The sequence below is a fragment of the Burkholderia sp. BCC0044 genome, assembly GCF_902832955.1.
GTDB lineage: Bacteria > Pseudomonadota > Gammaproteobacteria > Burkholderiales > Burkholderiaceae > Burkholderia.
Genome location: NZ_CADFDO010000003.1, coordinates 711,113 through 728,862, shown reverse-complemented (window position 1 = coordinate 728,862; position 17,750 = coordinate 711,113). Strand labels below are relative to the sequence as shown.

At 66.5% G+C, this 17,750-nt stretch carries 18 protein-coding genes; 3 read left to right on the top strand and 15 right to left on the bottom strand.

The window, feature by feature from the left end; genetic code table 11:
• Window positions 1-47: 47 nt before the first annotated feature.
• The 9 genes from HWX14_RS20265 to kdgT all read right to left on the bottom strand — a co-directional run bounded on the left by HWX14_RS20265 (window position 48) and on the right by kdgT (window position 9,143).
• The gene (locus tag HWX14_RS20265; protein WP_175884183.1) at window positions 48-926 is read right to left on the bottom strand and encodes a dihydrodipicolinate synthase family protein; all 879 of its coding nucleotides are present in this window, start codon (window positions 924-926) and stop codon (window positions 48-50) included.
• Window positions 927-959: 33 nt separating this feature from the next.
• A complete protein-coding gene (locus HWX14_RS20260; RefSeq protein ID WP_124500541.1) occupies window positions 960-1,625 on the bottom strand; it encodes an amino acid ABC transporter permease in 666 nt (221 codons plus the stop codon).
• A gap of 10 nt (window positions 1,626-1,635) precedes the next feature.
• Window positions 1,636-2,307: an amino acid ABC transporter permease gene (locus tag HWX14_RS20255; RefSeq protein WP_175884182.1), complete on the bottom strand. Its 672-nt coding sequence runs from the start codon at window positions 2,305-2,307 to the stop codon at window positions 1,636-1,638.
• 10 nt (window positions 2,308-2,317) lie between these two features.
• A complete protein-coding gene (locus tag HWX14_RS20250; RefSeq protein ID WP_175884181.1) occupies window positions 2,318-3,157 on the bottom strand; it encodes an amino acid ABC transporter ATP-binding protein in 840 nt (279 codons plus the stop codon).
• Between the two features lie 99 nt (window positions 3,158-3,256).
• Window positions 3,257-4,090 (bottom strand): transporter substrate-binding domain-containing protein, encoded by an 834-nt coding sequence (locus HWX14_RS20245; RefSeq protein ID WP_175884180.1) that lies wholly within the window; start codon window positions 4,088-4,090, stop codon window positions 3,257-3,259.
• A gap of 437 nt (window positions 4,091-4,527) precedes the next feature.
• Complete coding sequence (locus HWX14_RS20240; RefSeq protein WP_175884179.1) at window positions 4,528-4,839, bottom strand: DUF4148 domain-containing protein; 312 nt, start codon at window positions 4,837-4,839, stop codon at window positions 4,528-4,530.
• Between the two features lie 385 nt (window positions 4,840-5,224).
• Window positions 5,225-7,609 carry a DNA polymerase II gene (locus tag HWX14_RS20235; protein WP_175884178.1) on the bottom strand — a complete coding sequence of 795 codons (2,385 nt, stop codon included), beginning with the start codon at window positions 7,607-7,609 and terminating at the stop codon, window positions 5,225-5,227.
• A 79-nt stretch (window positions 7,610-7,688) separates the two neighbouring features.
• Window positions 7,689-7,985 carry a hypothetical protein gene (locus tag HWX14_RS20230; protein ID WP_175884177.1) on the bottom strand — a complete coding sequence of 99 codons (297 nt, stop codon included), beginning with the start codon at window positions 7,983-7,985 and terminating at the stop codon, window positions 7,689-7,691.
• Between the two features lie 138 nt (window positions 7,986-8,123).
• Window positions 8,124-9,143 carry a 2-keto-3-deoxygluconate transporter gene (kdgT, locus tag HWX14_RS20225; RefSeq protein ID WP_175884176.1) on the bottom strand — a complete coding sequence of 340 codons (1,020 nt, stop codon included), beginning with the start codon at window positions 9,141-9,143 and terminating at the stop codon, window positions 8,124-8,126.
• 247 nt (window positions 9,144-9,390) lie between these two features.
• Here kdgT and HWX14_RS20220 point away from each other — a divergent pair, with 247 nt between their 5' ends.
• Complete coding sequence (locus tag HWX14_RS20220) at window positions 9,391-9,750, top strand: SH3 domain-containing protein (protein ID WP_244130301.1); 360 nt, start codon at window positions 9,391-9,393, stop codon at window positions 9,748-9,750.
• Between the two features lie 18 nt (window positions 9,751-9,768).
• Here the strand turns inward: HWX14_RS20220 and HWX14_RS20215 are convergent, their stop codons facing one another.
• Complete coding sequence (locus HWX14_RS20215; protein WP_175884175.1) at window positions 9,769-11,373, bottom strand: EAL domain-containing protein; 1,605 nt, start codon at window positions 11,371-11,373, stop codon at window positions 9,769-9,771.
• Between the two features lie 428 nt (window positions 11,374-11,801).
• On the opposite strand from HWX14_RS20215, the gene HWX14_RS20210 reads away from it, so the two are divergent.
• Window positions 11,802-12,098, top strand: coding sequence for a hypothetical protein (locus HWX14_RS20210; RefSeq protein ID WP_175884174.1), 297 nt, complete (start codon window positions 11,802-11,804; stop codon window positions 12,096-12,098).
• Between the two features lie 20 nt (window positions 12,099-12,118).
• Here HWX14_RS20210 and HWX14_RS20205 read toward each other — a convergent pair whose 3' ends face one another.
• From HWX14_RS20205 to HWX14_RS20190, 4 genes are all read right to left on the bottom strand, one after another.
• Window positions 12,119-12,430, bottom strand: coding sequence for a hypothetical protein (locus HWX14_RS20205; RefSeq protein ID WP_175884173.1), 312 nt, complete (start codon window positions 12,428-12,430; stop codon window positions 12,119-12,121).
• A gap of 109 nt (window positions 12,431-12,539) precedes the next feature.
• The gene (locus HWX14_RS20200) at window positions 12,540-14,165 is read right to left on the bottom strand and encodes a histidine-type phosphatase (protein WP_175884172.1); all 1,626 of its coding nucleotides are present in this window, start codon (window positions 14,163-14,165) and stop codon (window positions 12,540-12,542) included.
• 182 nt (window positions 14,166-14,347) lie between these two features.
• The gene (locus HWX14_RS20195) at window positions 14,348-14,782 is read right to left on the bottom strand and encodes a phosphatase (RefSeq protein ID WP_175884171.1); all 435 of its coding nucleotides are present in this window, start codon (window positions 14,780-14,782) and stop codon (window positions 14,348-14,350) included.
• 326 nt (window positions 14,783-15,108) lie between these two features.
• Complete coding sequence (locus HWX14_RS20190; RefSeq protein ID WP_175884170.1) at window positions 15,109-16,467, bottom strand: NAD(P)/FAD-dependent oxidoreductase; 1,359 nt, start codon at window positions 16,465-16,467, stop codon at window positions 15,109-15,111.
• Window positions 16,468-16,567: 100 nt separating this feature from the next.
• On the opposite strand from HWX14_RS20190, the gene HWX14_RS20185 reads away from it, so the two are divergent.
• Window positions 16,568-17,521 carry a LysR family transcriptional regulator gene (locus HWX14_RS20185; protein WP_174920212.1) on the top strand — a complete coding sequence of 318 codons (954 nt, stop codon included), beginning with the start codon at window positions 16,568-16,570 and terminating at the stop codon, window positions 17,519-17,521.
• Window positions 17,522-17,541: 20 nt separating this feature from the next.
• Here the strand turns inward: HWX14_RS20185 and HWX14_RS20180 are convergent, their stop codons facing one another.
• Window positions 17,542-17,736, bottom strand: coding sequence for a hypothetical protein (locus HWX14_RS20180; protein ID WP_175884169.1), 195 nt, complete (start codon window positions 17,734-17,736; stop codon window positions 17,542-17,544).
• Between the last annotated feature and the right edge of the window lie 14 nt (window positions 17,737-17,750).

The window sequence follows — 17,750 nt, the reverse complement described above, 5'->3', positions numbered from 1 at the left end:
CGGCGTACCGGCGCCCAACGGCGCCGGTACGGAAGCGCATTACGGTATTACGCCTGCGACGCCTCGAAGATCGTGCGGAACTCGGCCTTCTCCTGATCCGTCAGCGGCTGCAGCGGCATGCGTGCATTGCCGACCTTGAAGCCGGCCAGCTCGCAACCGTACTTGACCTTCTGGATGAACTTGCCCGACTCCATGCTCGCCATCACCGGGAACAGCGAGCGCATCACGTCCTGTGCACCGGCGATATCACCGGCCGAGAATTTGTCGTAGAAGCTCACGACCTGTTTCGCGAAGCAGTTCGCGGGCCCGCAGATCCAGCTTGCCGCGCCCCACAGGAAGAAGTCGAGCGCCTGGTCGTCCGAGCCGCACGACAGCTGGTAGTGGTCGCGGTACTTTTCGCCGATCTCGATCGCGCGCAGCAGGTTGCCGCTGCTTTCCTTGATGCCGATCACGCGCGGATGGTCCTTGAACGCGTCGAGCACGCCGAAGCCGACCTCGACGTTCGTGCGCACCGGATAGTTGTACAGAATCACGTTTACGTCCGTTACCGCCGCGAGGATCGCGTCGTAGTGGCCGATCAGTTCGTCTTGCGACGGCAGCGCGTAGTACGGCGGCGCGATCAGGATGTTCGTGTAGCCGGCATCGCGCGCCTGGCGAACCTGCTCGATCACTTCGCGCGTCGATGAGCCGTTCGCGCCAGCGATCAGCGTGCCGCGGTTGCCGACCACTTCGCGCACGGTCTTCATCACCGCGCGGCGCTCGTCGTTCGTGAGCGCGTAGTACTCGCCGGTCGACCCCAGCGGCACGAAGCCGCTGACGCCCGCGGCGAGCTGAAATTCGAGGATCGACGCGAGCGTGTCGTGATCGACCGCGCCCGATGCATCGAACGGCGTGACGAGGGCGGGCAGAATGCCTTTCAGTTGCATGAGATTTCTCCGGCTTGAGGAAAGCGTTGCGAGTTAATAGGCATAGCGCCTGAGCATCCTGGACTCCACTACGCCGACCAGGCGGGTCAGCGGAAAGGCGACGAGGAAATAGATGACGGCGACGGTCGTCAGGAATTCGACGGGTCGCGCGGTGCTGTTCGACACGTTCTGGCCGACGAACATCAGGTCGGCGATTCCCACCGACGAAATGAGCGCGCTTTCCTTGAACAGGCTCACGACGTTCGACAGCAGCGGCGGAATCGCGCGCAGCAGCGCCTGCGGAAAGATCACGTAGACGATCTTCACATGCGGCGACAGGCTAAGCGCGATGCATGCGTCGTGCTGCTCGCCGGCGATCGACTTCAGCGAACCGCGGAACGTCTCGCTCGTGATCGCGGCCATGTACAGCGTCAGCGAGATCAGCACCGACAGGTACGGCGGAATCGGCAACCGCAGCACGACCGGGAAGCAGAAGAACACCCAGAACAGCTGGATCAGCAGCGGCGTGCCGCGGAAGAATTCGACGAACGCGGTGACCGGCCCGCGCAGCCAGCGCGACGGCGACATCCGCAGCAGGCTCAGCACGAAGCCGAGCAGGCTGCCGACGAGCGCGCACGTCACGGTGAACGCGAGCGTCAGCCCGAGGCCTTTCGCAAGGACGAGCCAGTACGGCCAGACGACAGCAAAATCGAGATTCACGACGGGCTCCTCAGCGCTGGACGGCGACGTCCTGACGGCGCTCGATGACGTTGACGAGTTTCGCGATCGGCAGCGACAGCGCGAAATACACGAGTGCGACGACCGAATAGGTTTCGAGCGGCCGGTACGCTTCGGTCGCGATGCTCTTCGCGACGTACATCAGGTCGCCCACCGCGACGATCGCGACCAGCGCGCTTTGCTGCAGGCTGCCGATGCCGTTGGTCAGCAGCACGGGCATCGCGCTGCGCAGCGCCTGCGGCAGCACGACGAACAGCGTGCGTTGCCGCGGCCGCAGGCCGAGCGCCACCGCCGCGTCGAGATGCTCCTTCGGCACCGCCTGCACGCCGGCCCGGTAGGCTTCCGCGTTGAACGCGGTCAGGTTCAGGCCGAGCGCGAGCACGCCCATTGCGACTGGGTCGATGAACACGTCGACCATCATCGGGATGCAGTAGAAGAACCAGATGATCTGCAGCAGCGCGGGCGTGCAGCGGAAGAATTCGATGAAGAGCTGGGCGGGCCAGCGCACGATCGTCCAGCGGCTCATCGCGAGCAGGCACAGCGCGAAGCCGAACACGAGGCCCATCGCATTCGCGGCGACGGCCAGCACGACGGTGACCTTCAACCCGTCGAGCAGCGCGCCGACGCTGCCGGCGAGGAAGCTGAAATCGAAGTGGTAGTTCATGGCTTCGGGCTCAGTCGAGATGCAGCACTTTCTCGAGGAATTCGCGCGTGCGCACTTCCTTCGGACACTTGAAGATCTGGTCCGGAGTTCCTTCCTCGACGATCTTGCCGTTCGCGCAGAGCACCACGCGCGTGGCGATGTCCTTCGCGAAGTGCATGTCGTGCGTGACGATGATCATCGCCATCTTCTGCTCGGCGAGCTGCAGCATGACGTTCTGGACTTCGATGACCATCTCCGGATCGAGCGCGGACGTCACTTCGTCGAACAGCATCAGCTTCGGTTCGAGCATCAGCGCGCGCGCGATCGCCACGCGCTGCTTCTGGCCGCCGGACAGCTGGCTCGGATATGCATGCAGCTTGCTTTCGAGGCCAAGGCGCGCGAGATACATGCGCGCGCGCTCGGTCGCATCCGACTTCGACAAGCCGCCCACGCGCATGGGCGCGAGAATCAGGTTGCCGAGCACCGACAGGTGCGGAAACAGCGTGTAGTGCTGGAACACCATGCCGACCTGCTTCTGCAGCTTCGCGTCGATGCGCCAGCCGCCGCGCGCATCGCCGCCGCGGATGTACGACGCGCCCTGGAACGCGATCTCGCCGCGCTGGATGCCTTCGAGGCCCATCATCACGCGCAGCAGCGAGCTCTTGCCGCTGCCGCTCGGGCCGATGATCACGAGCCGGTCGTCGGCGCGCATGTCGAGGCTCATGCCGTCCATCACGACGAGGTTCGGGCCGTACGCTTTGTGCACGTCGCGCAACTGCACGAAATCGCCGTCCGGCGCGGACGTGGCGACGCGCGTGGTCGAAAGGGGATGCATGGCCGACCTGACGGCCGTCGTTTGAGGCGACAACATGACTGTCTCTCCAGGGGCGCCCGAGTTCGGCGCGCAAAGTGCGAATCGGGAAATCGGAGCCCGCCGGCGAGCGGCCGGGCCCGTTTGCGCGGCCGGCGCTTACTTGCCGGGGACGAGCATCGCCTGCACGGACGTCTTGATCAGGCGGTTCACGGCGCCCGACTTGACCTGCCGGGCGAGGTAGTCGTTGAGCACGTCGAGGTCGGCCTTCGACGTGTCCTTGCGCAGTCCGAACGCGACCTCCTGCTGCGCGAGCGGCGGCGCCGGATTGAAGCTGGCAGCCCAGTCGGGGTGTGCTTCGGTCAACAGCATGTTGGTGATGTTCGCGTCCGCGAGCAGGTCGGCGCGCTTCGAGATCAGCGACAGGCGCGTCTCGTCGTTGCCGGGCAGCCGCATGATCCGCGCCTGTTTCAGTTCGGCCGAAATCGCCTTGTCCTGCGACGTGCCGGACATTACCGCGACCGTGACGTTCGACTTGTCGATGTCTGCGAGCGAGCGCAGGGGCTTCGCGATTTTCGGATTGTTCTTGTTGTAGACGAACGAGACGTTGTAGTCGGTCGCCGGCGCGGAGAACGCGACGGCCTTTTCACGCTCGGGCGTGTCGTTCAGCGCGAGCGACAGGTCCCACTTGTCCGATTGCAGGCCGGCCACGATGTTGTCCCAGCTCGTGTCGACGAATTCGACCTTCACCTTCAGCACGTTCTGCCCGAAATCGCGGCACAGATCGGAGAAGAAGCCGCTGTAGGCGCCCGTCTTCGGGTCGCGCATCACGTACGGCGGCGCGACGGCCGCGCCACAGCGGAGCACGCCGGCCTTCTTCACTGCGGCCCAGGTATCGGGCCCGGCAGCGTGCGACGGCGCGGCGGCGAGCAACGATGCCGCCGCCACGGTGCACGCGGCGATTTGACGGGTGAAACGGGACAGTCGATTCATGGTGACCTCACTCGAGATGGGTAAGCCCGGATCCTGCTGATGGTTCCACACAATACTGTGTGGTTTGTTGTGTGCAGCGTTGTGTGCATATTAGGAGGACAAAAATCGCTGTGTCAACGGGAAGTTGCGCTGTGACGGGGGCGGGTTTCCCCGGGGCGAGGGAGGCGGTCGGCCGCATCCGGCGCGAGACGGCGGACGGTGGAGCGTGGAGAGCGGAGAGCGTGGGCGCGACGCGGAGCGGGCGGCGGCTACGGGGAAAGGCCGGAAGGTTCAGTTGGCGTCCGGGCGGACGGGGGCGCGGGTTCGGCGCAACAGACGGCTTGATGGAGGAGAGGCGGGGTCAGCACGCCGTCGTCCTGACCGACGACGGCGTCGTTGTTTCAGGCGGTGAGCGGTTCAGCGTGGGAGGCCATGCTTGCCGCGGCGCTGGCGGCGCGTTATTGCTTCACCGCGCCTGCCGGCGCGCCCGAGGACGTGCCCGGTGCGCCATTCGGCCCGTAGGCCGCTTCGGCGTTCTTCTGTTCGGCGAGGCGCTTCGCGGCCAGGCGGTCCTGCGCGGCGACGATGTCGTCCGGATAGCTGTCGCCGTCGCCAATCGTCGGGTTGTAGCCGACCGATTCGAGGTCGAGCAGTTCCTGGCGCACTTGCGCGCGGGTGAGCGTCGAGTGCGACGATTGCGCGTAGGACGTGGTCGGTACGGCGAGCAGCACGGTGGCGGTAGCGGCGATGGTAACGATGATCGATTTCACGATTTCCTCAGACAGTTTCGTTGCGGTTCGGCGCACGTGCGGTAGGCCGGACCGATGGAGCAAGTTTAGGAACCCGCAACGGCCGGATAAACGGCGATTCCTGGCGAGCTGTGTTCCAGAATGCGCGAGAGTGCGCAACGCGCGTTCCGTGGAGATCACGCATCGGCGGTTGCTGCGACGGTGCTTGCCGCATTGGCCGTGCCCGACGCGCGCGGCGTGCAGGCCGGATTTCCGACCGGGCAATCGGTTTTTGCTTATCGTTTGGCAGGTAGGCGCGTGCGAACGCCGATCTATGCCGCTATGGATCGATCGCGAAACAGTGGGCTACGCGCTGCTGAAGGAAATCGGTTGCACGCGCAACCGGGTCGGGCTCGAGCGTGATCCGTCAGTCGCCGAACAACTGCCCCTGCCCGGAGATCACGCGTTCGAAATCGTCGCGCAGGAACGGCAGGATCGCATCGGCGACGGGTTGAAGCTGGCGGCTCAGGTAGAACGCATAGTCGATCGGCGAGCGCATCGTCTCGAGCGGCTCGGGGCCGGCCGTCGTCATCACGTAGCTGATCCAGCCGCCGCGCTGATACTGCAGCGGTCGGCCCTGCGCGTGGTTGAACTCGTCGGCGATCCGTGCCGCGCGCACGTGCGGCGGCACGTTGCGCTCGTATTCGCGCAGCGGCCGGCGCACGCGCTTGCGGTAGACGAGTTGATCGTCGAATTCGCCGGCCAGCGTGCGCTGCACGTAGTCGCGAATGAAATCCTGGTACGGCTCGCGCCTGAACACGCGCCGGTACAACTCGCGCTGGAATTGCTGCGCGAGCGGCGTCCAGTCGGTGCGCACCGTTTCGAGCCCCTTGAACACGAGATCCTCGCCGCCGTCGGCCGTCGCCGCGAGGCCCGCATAGCGCTTCTTGCTGCCTTCTTCCGCGCCGCGCACGGTCGGCATCAGGAAGCGGCGGTAATGCCGTTCGTATTGCAGCTCCAGCGCGCTGTCGAGCCCGAACTGTTCGCGCAGGTGGGTATGCCACCAGCGATTCACGTGCTCGACGAGCGCGCGGCCCTTGGCGCCGGCTTCGTCGTCGTCATGCGCGCGGCCGAGCCATACGAACGTCGAATCGGTATCGCCGTAAATCACTTCGTATCCCTGAGCTTCGATCAGTTTGCGCGTGCGATGCATGATCTCGTGGCCGCGCATCGTGATCGACGACGCGAGGCGCGGGTCGAAGAAGCGGCAGCCCGTCGAGCCGAGCACGCCGTAGAACGAATTCATGATGATCTTCAGCGCCTGCGACAGCGGCGCATTGCGCTGCCGCTTCGCGTCGTCGCGGCCTTCCCACACACGGCGCACGATATCGGGCAGGCAGTGCGCGGTGCGCGAGAAGCGCGCGCCGAGAAAACCGGGCACCGATGCGTCGTCGCCGGGGTGCGCGAGCCCCTCGATCAGGCCGACCGGATCGATCAGGAACGTGCGGATGATCGACGGATAGAGGCTCTTGTAGTCGAACACGAGCACCGAGTCGTACAGCCCGGGGCGCGAATCCATCACGAAGCCGCCGGGGCTGTTCTGCCCCGTCACGTCGCCGAGGTTCGGCGCGACATAGCCGAGCCGGTGCATGCGCGGCAGGTACAGGTGCGTGAACGCCGCGACCGACCCGCCGGTGCGATCGGCCGCGAGGCCCGTGACGCTCGCGCGTTCGAGCGCGAAGGACAGCAGGTCGGCCTTGTCGAAGATGCGCGTGACGAGTTCGCAATCCTTCAGGTTGTAGCGTGCGAGCGCGGGCTTGTCGTGATCGAAGCGGCGCTGGATCTCGTCCATCCGCTGGTACGGATTGTCGATCGACTTGCCTTCGCCGAGCAGCGACTGCGACACGTATTCGAGGCTGAACGACGGGAAGGTCCACGTCGCGGATTTCAGCATGTCGATGCCGTCGAGGATCAGCCGGCCGGCCGCGCCCGCGAAGAAGTGGTCGGGCTGCTGGCCGTGCGCGCGCCAGTCGAGCACGCTGCCGCCGCGCCCGAGCTTCAGCGGGATGCCGTATTGCTCCGCGTGCGCGTGCAGGATGCGCAGGTCGAACTGCACGAGGTTCCAGCCGATCACCGCATCGGGATCGTGTTCGTCGAACCAGTCGTTGAGCCGCGCGAGCATCGCGGGGCGGCTGTCGCAGTAGTCGAGGTTGAAGTCCAGGGCGCCTGCGTCGCTGCCTGCGTCGCCGTTCGGCGGCCCGAGCATGTAGACCTGGCGCTGCCCGCACCCTTCGAGCGCGATCGAGTACAGCTCGCCGTGGACGCTGGTTTCGATGTCGAGCGACACGCAGCGCAGCGCGGGGCGGTAACCGGTTGCGGGCTTCAGCTCGCCGCCGGTGAGCGTGCCGTCGCGGCCGGGCTGACCGCGAAACTGGACGCATGCGGTGATGAAGCGCTCCATCGCGTAGCGGTCGGGCGGCTGCACGTCGGCCTCGTAGACGTCGACGCCGGCGGCGGCGAGCCGCTTCTGAAGCCCGGACAGATGGCGGTAGCGCTTGCAATAGAGGCCGACGACCGGGCGCTGCCGGAAGTCGCGCAGCGCGAGCGGGCGCAGCTCGGCTTCGTGCTCGCCGGCCAGCGTGCGTTCGGCGAGCGCCTGCTGGTCGGCCGGGATGAACGCGACGGCTTCCTGCGGGCGCAACCGTACGCGGCGCGGACCGTGTTCGGTTGCCAGCCAGAACTCGATCTCGATGCCGGATGCGGTGTCCCGCCAGTGGCGGGTAAGGATGAAGCCCTGCTCGAACGCCGTCAAAACGCTTGCTCGTCGTGGATGCCCAGGCGGCGGATTTTAGCGCCTGGAAGCGCTTCGCGCCGGCGGCGGCCGTCTGGCATCAGGTGGCAGGAAGGCGGAGCGCGACGCGCCATCCCGTCTGGGCCGCATCGATCGGCTGCAGCAACCAGCGGCGCGCGGCGATCGCGTTGCGTTTCTGCGTGACGTATTCGTCTACCGCGAGTTCAAGAGTATCGTCGCCGACGCGGGACAGTGTCGCGGCGGCGCCGGAGCCGTCCGCGAATTCGATGACGGCCGGATGCGGCTGGGCGGTGCGCGGCGCATCATGGTCGAGCGTCACGATGCTGCCCGGGTAGAGGTGCGAATGGCTTGTCCGCAGCAGGACGGCAGTGGGCATGAAAAGCGCTCCGGAAAACGCCGGCCTGGGCGACGTGAGCCGGCTTCCGGAGCCTACATGAAGGTGAGCGTTTGCGGGATCATGGCTGGCAGACGTCAGGGTGTTCGGTGCCGGGGGCCGGACTTGAACCGGCACCCCTCAAACATGCCCCTCATGCTCGATCGCCCCGCCATGCGCCGCCCGCGTCGCGACCCTCACCGGCACCCCGGAAGCCTTGGCCGCCCGCTTCGCCCACATCGCGGTCAGAATCGGCACGAGAATCGCCGTCACGAGGCATGCGGTCGCGACGATCGCCGTGGCCGCCGGCACCATCGGTTTGAACTTCGGAATCATCTCGCCGATGATCGCCGGGTTCGCGACCGCGGCGCCGGCCGTCGACGACGCGGCCAGCCCCGCCGTGCCATTGCCGCCGCCCAGCAACTTGTCGGCAAGAATCAGCGGCACGCCCGTCACGACGATCACCGCGAGCCCGAGCGCGATGCCCGGCAGCCCGCTCTTCGCGATCACGTTGAGATCGATGCCGTTGCCGAGCGCGAAGCCGAAGAACGGAATCAGCGGATGCACGCAGCGCCCGAACAATTCGCGCAGCTCAACATCGAGGTTGCCGAGCGTGAAGCCGATCAGGAACGGCAGCACCGCGCCGACGAAAAGCCGCGTCTCGAACACCGCGACGCCGGCCGCGCCGAGAATCAGCATGCTGACGAGCGGCCCCGATTCGATCGACATCAGCACGAACGCGCCGGCCTCTTCCCTGGTGCCGTACTGCTGCATCACGGCCGCATAGAGGCCGCCGTTGGTCATGTCCATCGACGTCGTGATCGCGAGCAGCGACAGGCCGGCGAACAGGCCCGTGCGGATGCCGTCGTCGGGGATGAACCGCGCGGCGATCACCGTCGCGAGCCACGCGACCACGATTTTCGTCGCGAGCAGCGTGCCCGATTTGCGCAGCACGACGCCCGTCGCGCGCAGGTCGATCGTCGCGCCCATGCAGAAGAACCACACGGCGAGGATCGGCACCGTGCCCGCGATCAGGCCGTTGGTGAACGAGCCGAAGTACTTCCCGGCATTCGGCGCGAACGTGTGCACGCACGCGCCCAGCAGCATCGGGACCAGCATGAGCCCGCCCGGAATGCGGTCGATGGCCTGTTTCAGCTTCACGTCTCCTCCGTGGACGTCGATGCGTCCCGTTGTCGAATGATGTCTGCTGACTGACTATAGGACATGATTCGGAACGGTGTTCCGTTTTTGTGGATTTCGACGTAGTCGTATCATCCGGAAGGGGCCGGCGTCGTAGCGACGAGTCGTAGCGACGACCGTCACGCAGGATTGAACGTGTGCCGGCCGCGAACCGGCAAACCGAAAAACGAGAGGGCGTAGAGGGCGAACGATGAAGATGAAAATGACGATGCGCACGGGCATCGCGATGCTGGTGCTCGGCGCGAGCCTGGCCGCGAATGGCGCGCATGCAAAGAGCGCGGTCGATTGCGGGAAGCTCGATGCGGCCACGAGCGGCCCCGACGACAACTTCCGGCCGCCGGCATCCGGCACGGTCATCGGCACGGGGCGCGCGTATTTCTACTCGGCGCCCGACGCGCAGTGCATCACGAAGCGGACCTTCATCGTCCCCGGCGATTCGGTGACCGTCTACAAGTCGCACGGGCGCTGGTACGACGTCATGTACGTGAACGGCAAGACCGGCGACGATTTCGAAGGATGGGTCGAGCAGGGCCGTGTGCACCTCGGCGGTCAATACGGCGCGCAGTAGTCGCCGTCGGCGCCGCCGCTACACCGTCGCGCAGGCGAAATCGCGCGTCAGGTTCTCCGCGCGCAGGGGGCGCTGATACAGGTAGCCCTGCGCGTACTGGATCCCGACCGCATGCAGCGCGCGATGCTGGGCCTCGGTCTCCACGCCTTCCGCGATGATCTTCAGGCCGTAGTGATGCGCGACGGCCGCGATCCCCTCGATCAGCTTCGCGCTGCCGGTGTCCAGTTGCGACACGAACTGTCGATCGATCTTCACGTAGTCGAACGGAAAGCGCGACAGCATGTCGAGATTGCTGCGATGCGTGCCGAAATCGTCGATCGCGAACTTCGCGCCTTTCGAGCGCAGCGTCTGGAAGATCTCGGTGGTGCGCGCGTTCTGCTCGAGCAGGATGCGCTCGGTGACTTCGAGCACCAGCGTGAAGCCGGGCGGCAGCGCGCGGATCGCTTCCTCGACGACGGCCACGAACTGCACACGCTCGAGGTCCTGCGGTGCAATGTTCACGGCGATGCGCAGCGGCGCGGACGGCGTCAGCGCGGTCAGCTCGGACACCGCCGTGCGCAGCACGAAGTCGGTGACCTTCGGCAGCAGCGTGCTCGATTCCACCTGCGGGATGAACACGGCCGGGCCGATGGCCCCCCACTTCGGATGGTGCCAGCGCAGCAGCGCTTCGACGCCGACCGTCCTGCGCGTCTGCACGTCGACGATCGGCTGGTACACGACATGGAATTCGTTGCGCCTGAGCGCGTGACGCACGGCCTTCAGCAACAGCCGCCGCGGCGCCATCGCGAGCAGGTAGGCGGCCATCACGAGGCTGTCGGCCAGCAGCACGATCGTCGCGCAGATCAGCCGGTAGTGGCGCTGGACCTGCGACGCATAGCGCGCCGATGCGACGACCGACACCGTGAACGGCCAGCGCTGCGACGCAATCGTGCTGCCGCCGGCGGCGCCCGCGTCGGTTTCCGGCGCGAACGTCCCGTGTTGATCGAGGCGGCCCGAACCCGCGATCGACAGCGTGGCCGTTTCCGCTTCGTTGCCGGTGCCGTGGGCGAGCGCGTCGGCCACGTAGTCGCCCTCGATCACATACAGGACGCCCGCGCCGCGCGCGGTGGCGCGAAATACGCACAGCACCGGAATGCCACGCTGGAACGGCGTCTGGCGCAGCAGCGTGACGGTCATCGCGCCCGGTTCGGGCTCGCGTGCATACGCGGCGAGCGGCAGGTCGATCGAACCGAGCGCCGACGAGCACATGAGGCGGCCGTCGTTCACCAGCCCGACCGCACGCAGATAGCGCAGGCGAGTGCCCACTTCGGCCAGCGTCCGGAACACCGTCTTGCAGGGCCGCCCGACGAGCGCGGTCAGCTCGTCCGCGTGTCGGAGACGCACGCCGTCCAGGATGCGGTCCACGGAAGCTACGATGTCGTTTGCCGCGACGCGCTCGTGCGCGGTGACGACATCGCGCGCGTAGCGGTCGGCGAGCACGAGCGCGAACGCGGGCACGAGTACGCAGATGATCGCGGCGGCGAGAAACATGACCCGCGGCCCCGCGCCGCGGCGGTGGAAAGCAGGCTTCGAGCCGGCGGTGCGCGCCCACAGTCCCGCGATTGCCTTTGGTGTTATACGCATGGCGTGGCAAGTCGAACCGGTCGATATGCAAACGGCGCGCATGCCGCATGCCTGATTCGGGCCATGCGGCTCGCGCGCCGGTTTCGGGACGCCGATCGATTCGGCCGTCGCGACGGGCATCGGCACGAGCCTGTCGCGATCGGCCACTTATCTGGCAGCATCACGCAATAACATGCGCGCATCAAGCATGTATATCGACGCAGCGTACCGAAAAAAGCCCCGGCCGCACGGTGTGTGCAGCCGGGACAAAAGACACCGTCTCTTGGCACGAGGATGGTGCGCGGCAAGTATATGACGCGGCGCGCCATTGCGAAATATTGTTGTTTAAATATTGATGAGGTTTCGTGATTGTGTCTCAAAAAGAAACATTTTCATGTGACGACGTTGTCGGCAGTCGGCTGCCTGCGCGTCGAACCCGGAGCGTTGCGATGGAAGACAATGCCGCACCCACGGTCATCGTGACCGATGGCGCCGCCGCGGCGGACGGCGGTTCGCTGTGGATTCGGATCGCGGTGGACGGAGCAGCCCGCGACTATTCGCTCGATCGCGCGCTCGCGTCGCGCGGCACGCCGCGTTACGACAGCATCCGCGGCGCGCACGGCGTGCTGTCGAACGAAGAACGACGGGAATTGCGGGCGCTGCTGGAGCGCATCGCCGACCCGGCGATGTGGGCCGGCATCGTCGGCACGTTCATCCAGGTGCTGAAGTGCCCCGACCCGTCATGATGATGCGGTGCCGCGGCGAGTCAGAAATCGTTGCGCATCTTGTGGAGCAGGCCGCGGGGCGACTGGTGCGTGTCCACGGCGGTGAGGACATCGGTCACGAACCACGGCAGGTTCAGCTGCGTGTCGGCATCGCCGACGCAGACGCGGATCGGCGGCGCGCTGGACGGTGAGCGGGCGCCTTGCGCGGCATCCCGCGACGGCACGCAATTCTTTGCGTATGCCTGAGCCGGAACCGGCGCGACGGCGCCGGAGGAGGCACCGGCGAGTGCCGGCACGGGCAAGCTGATGGCGGTAAACAGGGTCAGGGCAGCGGCAAGGGCGACGCGTTTCATGAGGGCTCTCCGACGATGCTCGTTCGACCATGCGAGCCGCCGCGAGTTCGTCGGCGCGAGATGCCGGCCGCCGCCCGCACCGCTGCCGGTTGCGCCGCTGACTATCGCATCACTGATACCCGTAACACTGCTTCAGCCCCGCGTAGTCGTAGAAGTGGCTGCCCGGCGCGATCTTGGCGCCGTCGCACGTGGCCTGGAAATCCGTCTCGCGCTCGTTGTACAGCATCTTCACGATGAGCCGCGACCCGTTGCGATAGACGTCCCACTGCATGTTCGCGGCCATCGGTGACACCTGGTCGCCGCGCCACGGATTGTTCGCATACGTGTACGTCTGCGCCTGCGGCGTCGGCACGAACACATTCTTCAGGTTCATGATCGACGCGAACGGAATCACGATCTCCGCATGCGTGAAGCGCAGCTTCGCGGCGTGCGTCAGGTCGCCGCGCGCGATCGCGTCGACTTCACCGAAGAAATCGTCCTGCAGCACCTTCGCCATCCGGTACGTCACGGGATTCGCTTCCTGGATGCCGGGCCCCTTCTGGTAGTAGTCCTCGGCATCCTGCAGGTACGCGAGATACTGCGCCTGCTCCGCGCCGATGTACTTCTCCATCGTGACGCCGCCCGTTTCCGCGGTCATTGCCGGCGCGACCTGCAGCAGGTTGTACAGCACGTTCACCGCATCGACGGCGGTCGCGATCTTCGTCTTGCCGTCGCCCTTCAGCGTGTTGGTGAACTTGCCGTCCGTCGACGTGAACGCATAGGTGCCGGTGTTCGCGAACGTGTAGCCGTCGGTGCCGAGCTTCGCGATGAAGGCCGGCGACACGAGCGCGGACAGCACCGTTTGCGCGACGTCGGCCGCCTGCGGCGCGGCCTTGATCGCTGCCAGCTTCGCGGCCACCGTCGCGTCGCTCGCATAGGTCTGGTACGTCTGGCTCGCCTGATAGGTCGCGTAGTATGGATCGCTTGTATCGGTCACGAGATCGGTGGCTGGCTTCAGCGAATGGAAATACAGCAGGAAACGGTTGGTGCCGGCCGGCTGCGCGACCGGCGCGCTCGCCGGATAGCCGGCCGGCGCGGCCGGCAGCGTGATGGCCGGCGCCAGCGCCGGCTGTGCGGTAACGAGTGCTGCCGAGAAGTACGTCGAACTGTCGACCGCGCGATCCTGGCCCGAGTTGACGACGATCACCTGCCGGTTGCCCGCGGCGAACAGCGCGGGCAACCGCTGCGCGAGACGCGCGGCGAGTTGCTGATGTTCGCGGATGCCGGTTTGCGTGAGGTTGCCGTAGCCGGGTGTCGAGATGCCCGGCACGCCATAGCCGAGCAGCGCATTGGCCTTCATCATCGCGTACGTGTCGGCCTTGAGCTGCACGCCGAGCGGCGTCAGCGCGCCGTCGGCCTCGGCCTTGACCAGCATCGCGTAGATCGCGCCGTCGTACTTGAAACCCGACAGCCCGCGCGAGCCGTGACGGGCGACGAGTTCGGCATAGACCGGCGCGTAGCCGGCCGGCGGCGCTTCGTACGTCGCGGCGTCCTGCTGCGGGCGGTACGGCGTCTTCGTCTGGTAGTAGGTCGCGGGTGCCGGGGTCGGCGTGGGCTGAGGTTGCGGCTGCGGCGTGGGCGCCGTGCCGTTGTTGTCGGCCGACGTAGCGGGTGGCGTCGAGTCTTCGCCGCCGCAAGCGGCGAGCAGCAGGCAGGCGATCGTGAGGGCGGAGGCGGTGCGGGTCGGGCGTGTCATCGTGGCGGGCAACGGACGGGACGATGCGCATGCGCGTCGTCCCGTCTCCGGGGGAAGGTGGTCGAGCCCCGGAGTGTTGCAAGCGACTTTGACAGCAGAATGTCAGGATGCGGTCGGACAATCGTCGGATTGCCGCCGGATCGCCGATGATGGCCGGCCGCGGCCGGCCCGTATGCGGGCCTTCAGTGCAGCCCGGCCGATGCGATCGAGCGCACGGTATCGGTGATGTTCACGCAGCGCGACAGCCCGAAATGCTCGGCTTCACGGCGTTCCGGTTCGCTGCTCGCGATTCCGACCGCGCGCTCGCGCGGCACGCCGAGTGCTTGCAGCGCGACATCGAACGGATGCTGATTCGATCTGGAGTCCTGTTGATTGGTGTCCGTGACGACGACCGAGAAGCGGTCGAGGTTCGCGCGGCCGAACTGGCCTTCGAACATGTCGTTGAGCCGCGCGGCCGGCAGCGTCGTGATGAGACCGAGTCGATATCCTTCTTCCGATGCCCGGTCGAGCCACTGGATGATCGCGTCGCGCTGATGGCGAGATTCGTGCGAATCGGGGGTGGCTTCGATTTGCGCGAATGCTGCGTCGAGACGGGTGACGATGGCTTCGATGACCACGGTGATTCCTTTTCAGAAACGTGATGATCCGTTCGCCGACGGGAATGCCACACACCTTAGCGTCGATCCGGAAAACGCGACCAATTAATATTTTTCGCCGACTCATACGGTTTGGCTAATGAATGGAGCGGCAAGCCAGAGCGGGCACGGGATGCGTGTCGCACGGCATGTCCCGCATGAACTGCATTGTGTCGACGGTGTTCAACGTGATGCACCAGCGTGGCGCGCATTGCGAATGCATCGAGCATATGCATATAAAAAAACGGCATATCGGGCGATGCCTGCCCGATATGCCGCGTTGCGATGCCGTGCGCGAGCGGGTGCGATCAATGCAGCTTGATCGACGGCTGGTTACGGCTTTGCAGCCAGTGGCTCAGCGACTGGAACAGCGCGCGCTTCATGCCGACCACGCTGAACAGGTGCTTGCGATACAGGAACTTGTACAGCCCGATCGCCGCCAGCCCATCGACGATCAGCGAGCGCGAGCGCATGCCGATGTCCGCCTGATACACGGCGCCCGCATGCCCGAGCGACACGACGGTGCCCGCATCGTGGAACGTGAAGCCTCCCACCGGCTTGCCGGCGATGCGGCGCGCGAAGGCGTTGACCAGATACACGGCCTGCTGGTGCGCGACCTGCGCACGCGGCGGCAGGCACCCGCTTGCACCGGCCGACGGGCACGCGGCGCAGTCGCCGAACGCATACACGTGCGGATCGTCGGGCGTCTGCAGCGTGTCGGTCACGATCACCTGGTTCGCGCGGTTGAGCGCGATGTCGCCGATGTCCCGCAGCATCGCGGGGCCCGCGACGCCGGCCGCCCAGATCGTGATGTCGCTCGCGAGGCGTTCGCCGGTCGCGGTCGTCACGGCATCCGCGCCGACTTCCGCCACGCGCGTATCGGTCAGCACGTCGACGTTCAGCGCGCGAAGCCGCGCGTGCATCTTGCCGGACAGCCGTTCGTCGAGCGCCGGCAGGATGCGCGGGCCGCCTTCGATCAGCCGGATGTGCACGTCGCGCGTGGACACCAGCGCCTTGAAGCGGTACGTCGTCAATTGCTGGATCGCGTGCCGCAGCGCGGCGGCCAATTCGACGCCCGTCGCGCCCGCGCCGATCACGTTGATGCAGATCGGTGCGCCGCGGCGCGCGGGCTGCTGCTCGGCAGCGTGATTCGCCTTCGTGCACGCGGCAAGGAACTTGCGGCGGAAATCCTCGGCCTGATCGAGGTTTTCGAGCGGCAGCGCATGACGCTCGGCGCCCGGCACGTTGAAGAAATTCGTCACGCTGCCGACCGCCAGCACGAGATCGTCATAGTCGAGCGTGCGCTGCGGCAGGATTTCCGTGCCGTCCGCATCCTGCACGGCCGCGATCGTCGCCGTGCGCGCCACGCGGTCGACCCGCTGCAGTGCGCCCTGCACGAAGCGAAAGCCGTGGCGCTTCGCCTGCGCCGCGTACTCGATCGTGTGGGACGCCGGATCGCGATGGCCCGATGCGGCTTCGTGCAGCAGCGGCTTCCAGAAGTGTGTCGGATAGCGGTCGACGAGCACGACGTCGGCCTGCCCGCGGCGTCCGACCGTATCGCCGAGACGCGTCGCGAGCTGCAGGCCGCCGGCGCCGCCGCCGACGATCACGATGCGCGGCAGGCGCGGTGTGCGATCCGTTGCAAGGGTGGGCGTGGTGTTGTCCATATCGGGCTCCCGCTGAATGACGATTCGGATGACATTGCTCAAGAACCGACGATATAGTTTCGAACCCAGTCGAACAATTTAATGTTTATAAGCGACTCATATGTATTCACTTATAGGAAAGACCGCGACGTTCCGGCAGTTGAAGGCGCTGGACATGATCGCGCGGCTCGGCAGCGTGTCGCGCGCGGCCGAGGAACTGAACCTGACGCAGCCGGCCGTGTCGCTGCAGGTTCGCCTGCTCGAGGAGGCCGTGGGCGCCGCGTTGTTGCAGCGGGTGGGGCGTGGCGTGCAGCTGACCGCGGCGGGCGAGATCGTGTCGCGCTACGCGCGCGAGATCCTGCATCTGTGGAGCGAGGCCGGCGACGAAGTGGCCGCGTTGACGGGCGATCTCGGCGGCACGCTGCGGATCGGCGCGATCACGACGGCCGAATACCTGATCCCGCCGCTGCTCGTCAAATTCACCGCGACGCGCCCGCACGTGAAGACGTATTTCAAGGTCGGCAACCGCGACGACATCATCCGCATGCTCGCGACGCATGAAATCGATCTCGCGGTGATGGGCAGCGCGCCGAAGGAACTGCGCACGCACGCGGTCGAGTTCGCGAAGCATCCGATGGTGTTCGTCGCGGCGCCGGGCCATCCGCTGATGCAGCGCAAGCGCGTCGCGCTGAAGGATCTCGAATCCGCGCACCTGCTCGTGCGCGAGCGCGGCGCGGGCACGCGCTCGACCGTCGAGAGCCTGTTCAAGAACGCGGGCCACCGTTTTCATGTGGGCTCCGAACTGTCGAGCAACGAGGCGATCAAGCAGATGGCCGAAGCGGGCCTCGGCGTCGCATTCCTGTCGTTGCATGCGTGTGCGCTCGAACTGCGCACGGGGTTGCTCGGGCAACTGCCGTTCCCCGGCAACCCGATCGAGCGCGAATGGTATGTGGTCACGCTCGCCGACCGGCGGATCTCGCAGGTGACGGGGCTGTTCCGCGACTTCCTGATCAAGCAGGGCGCGCCGGTGATCGACGGCGCGACGGTGGCGCCGCACGAGCGGCGGCGCAAGTAGGCGGTGTGTCGACCGGCCCGTCAGACGAGCCCGAAGTCGTCGTTGCTGTCGGGAATCGATGCGAGCAGCCGTTCGAGCCGGTACCAGCCGACGACGCGCAGGCACCACACGGCGAGGGCGGCGCGGCCGTTGCGGGAGTCGGGGCCGGATGAAGGGCGGGCGGCGGACGGCGAGCGCGCGATGAACGCCGCGCGTTGCGGGCAGTAATGGGGCATGACGGGCTCCGTAG

Bases quoted from the DNA above. Each gene is read 5' to 3' on its own strand.
- HWX14_RS20265 (WP_175884183.1), bottom strand. From the start codon at position 926: ATGCAACTGAAAGGCATTCTGCCCGCCCTCGTCACGCCGTTCGATGCA.
- HWX14_RS20255 (WP_175884182.1), bottom strand. From the start codon at position 2,307: ATGAACTACCACTTCGATTTCAGCTTCCTCGCCGGCAGCGTCGGCGCG.
- HWX14_RS20250 (WP_175884181.1), bottom strand. From the start codon at position 3,157: ATGTTGTCGCCTCAAACGACGGCCGTCAGGTCGGCCATGCATCCCCTT.
- HWX14_RS20245 (WP_175884180.1), bottom strand. From the start codon at position 4,090: ATGAATCGACTGTCCCGTTTCACCCGTCAAATCGCCGCGTGCACCGTG.
- HWX14_RS20230 (WP_175884177.1), bottom strand. From the start codon at position 7,985: ATGCCCACTGCCGTCCTGCTGCGGACAAGCCATTCGCACCTCTACCCG.
- HWX14_RS20220 (WP_244130301.1), top strand. From the start codon at position 9,391: ATGCGCACGGGCATCGCGATGCTGGTGCTCGGCGCGAGCCTGGCCGCG.
- HWX14_RS20215 (WP_175884175.1), bottom strand. From the start codon at position 11,373: ATGCGTATAACACCAAAGGCAATCGCGGGACTGTGGGCGCGCACCGCC.
- HWX14_RS20210 (WP_175884174.1), top strand. From the start codon at position 11,802: ATGGAAGACAATGCCGCACCCACGGTCATCGTGACCGATGGCGCCGCC.
- HWX14_RS20205 (WP_175884173.1), bottom strand. From the start codon at position 12,430: ATGAAACGCGTCGCCCTTGCCGCTGCCCTGACCCTGTTTACCGCCATC.
- HWX14_RS20200 (WP_175884172.1), bottom strand. From the start codon at position 14,165: ATGACACGCCCGACCCGCACCGCCTCCGCCCTCACGATCGCCTGCCTG.
- HWX14_RS20190 (WP_175884170.1), bottom strand. From the start codon at position 16,467: ATGGACAACACCACGCCCACCCTTGCAACGGATCGCACACCGCGCCTG.
- HWX14_RS20185 (WP_174920212.1), top strand. From the start codon at position 16,568: ATGTATTCACTTATAGGAAAGACCGCGACGTTCCGGCAGTTGAAGGCG.
- HWX14_RS20180 (WP_175884169.1), bottom strand. From the start codon at position 17,736: ATGCCCCATTACTGCCCGCAACGCGCGGCGTTCATCGCGCGCTCGCCG.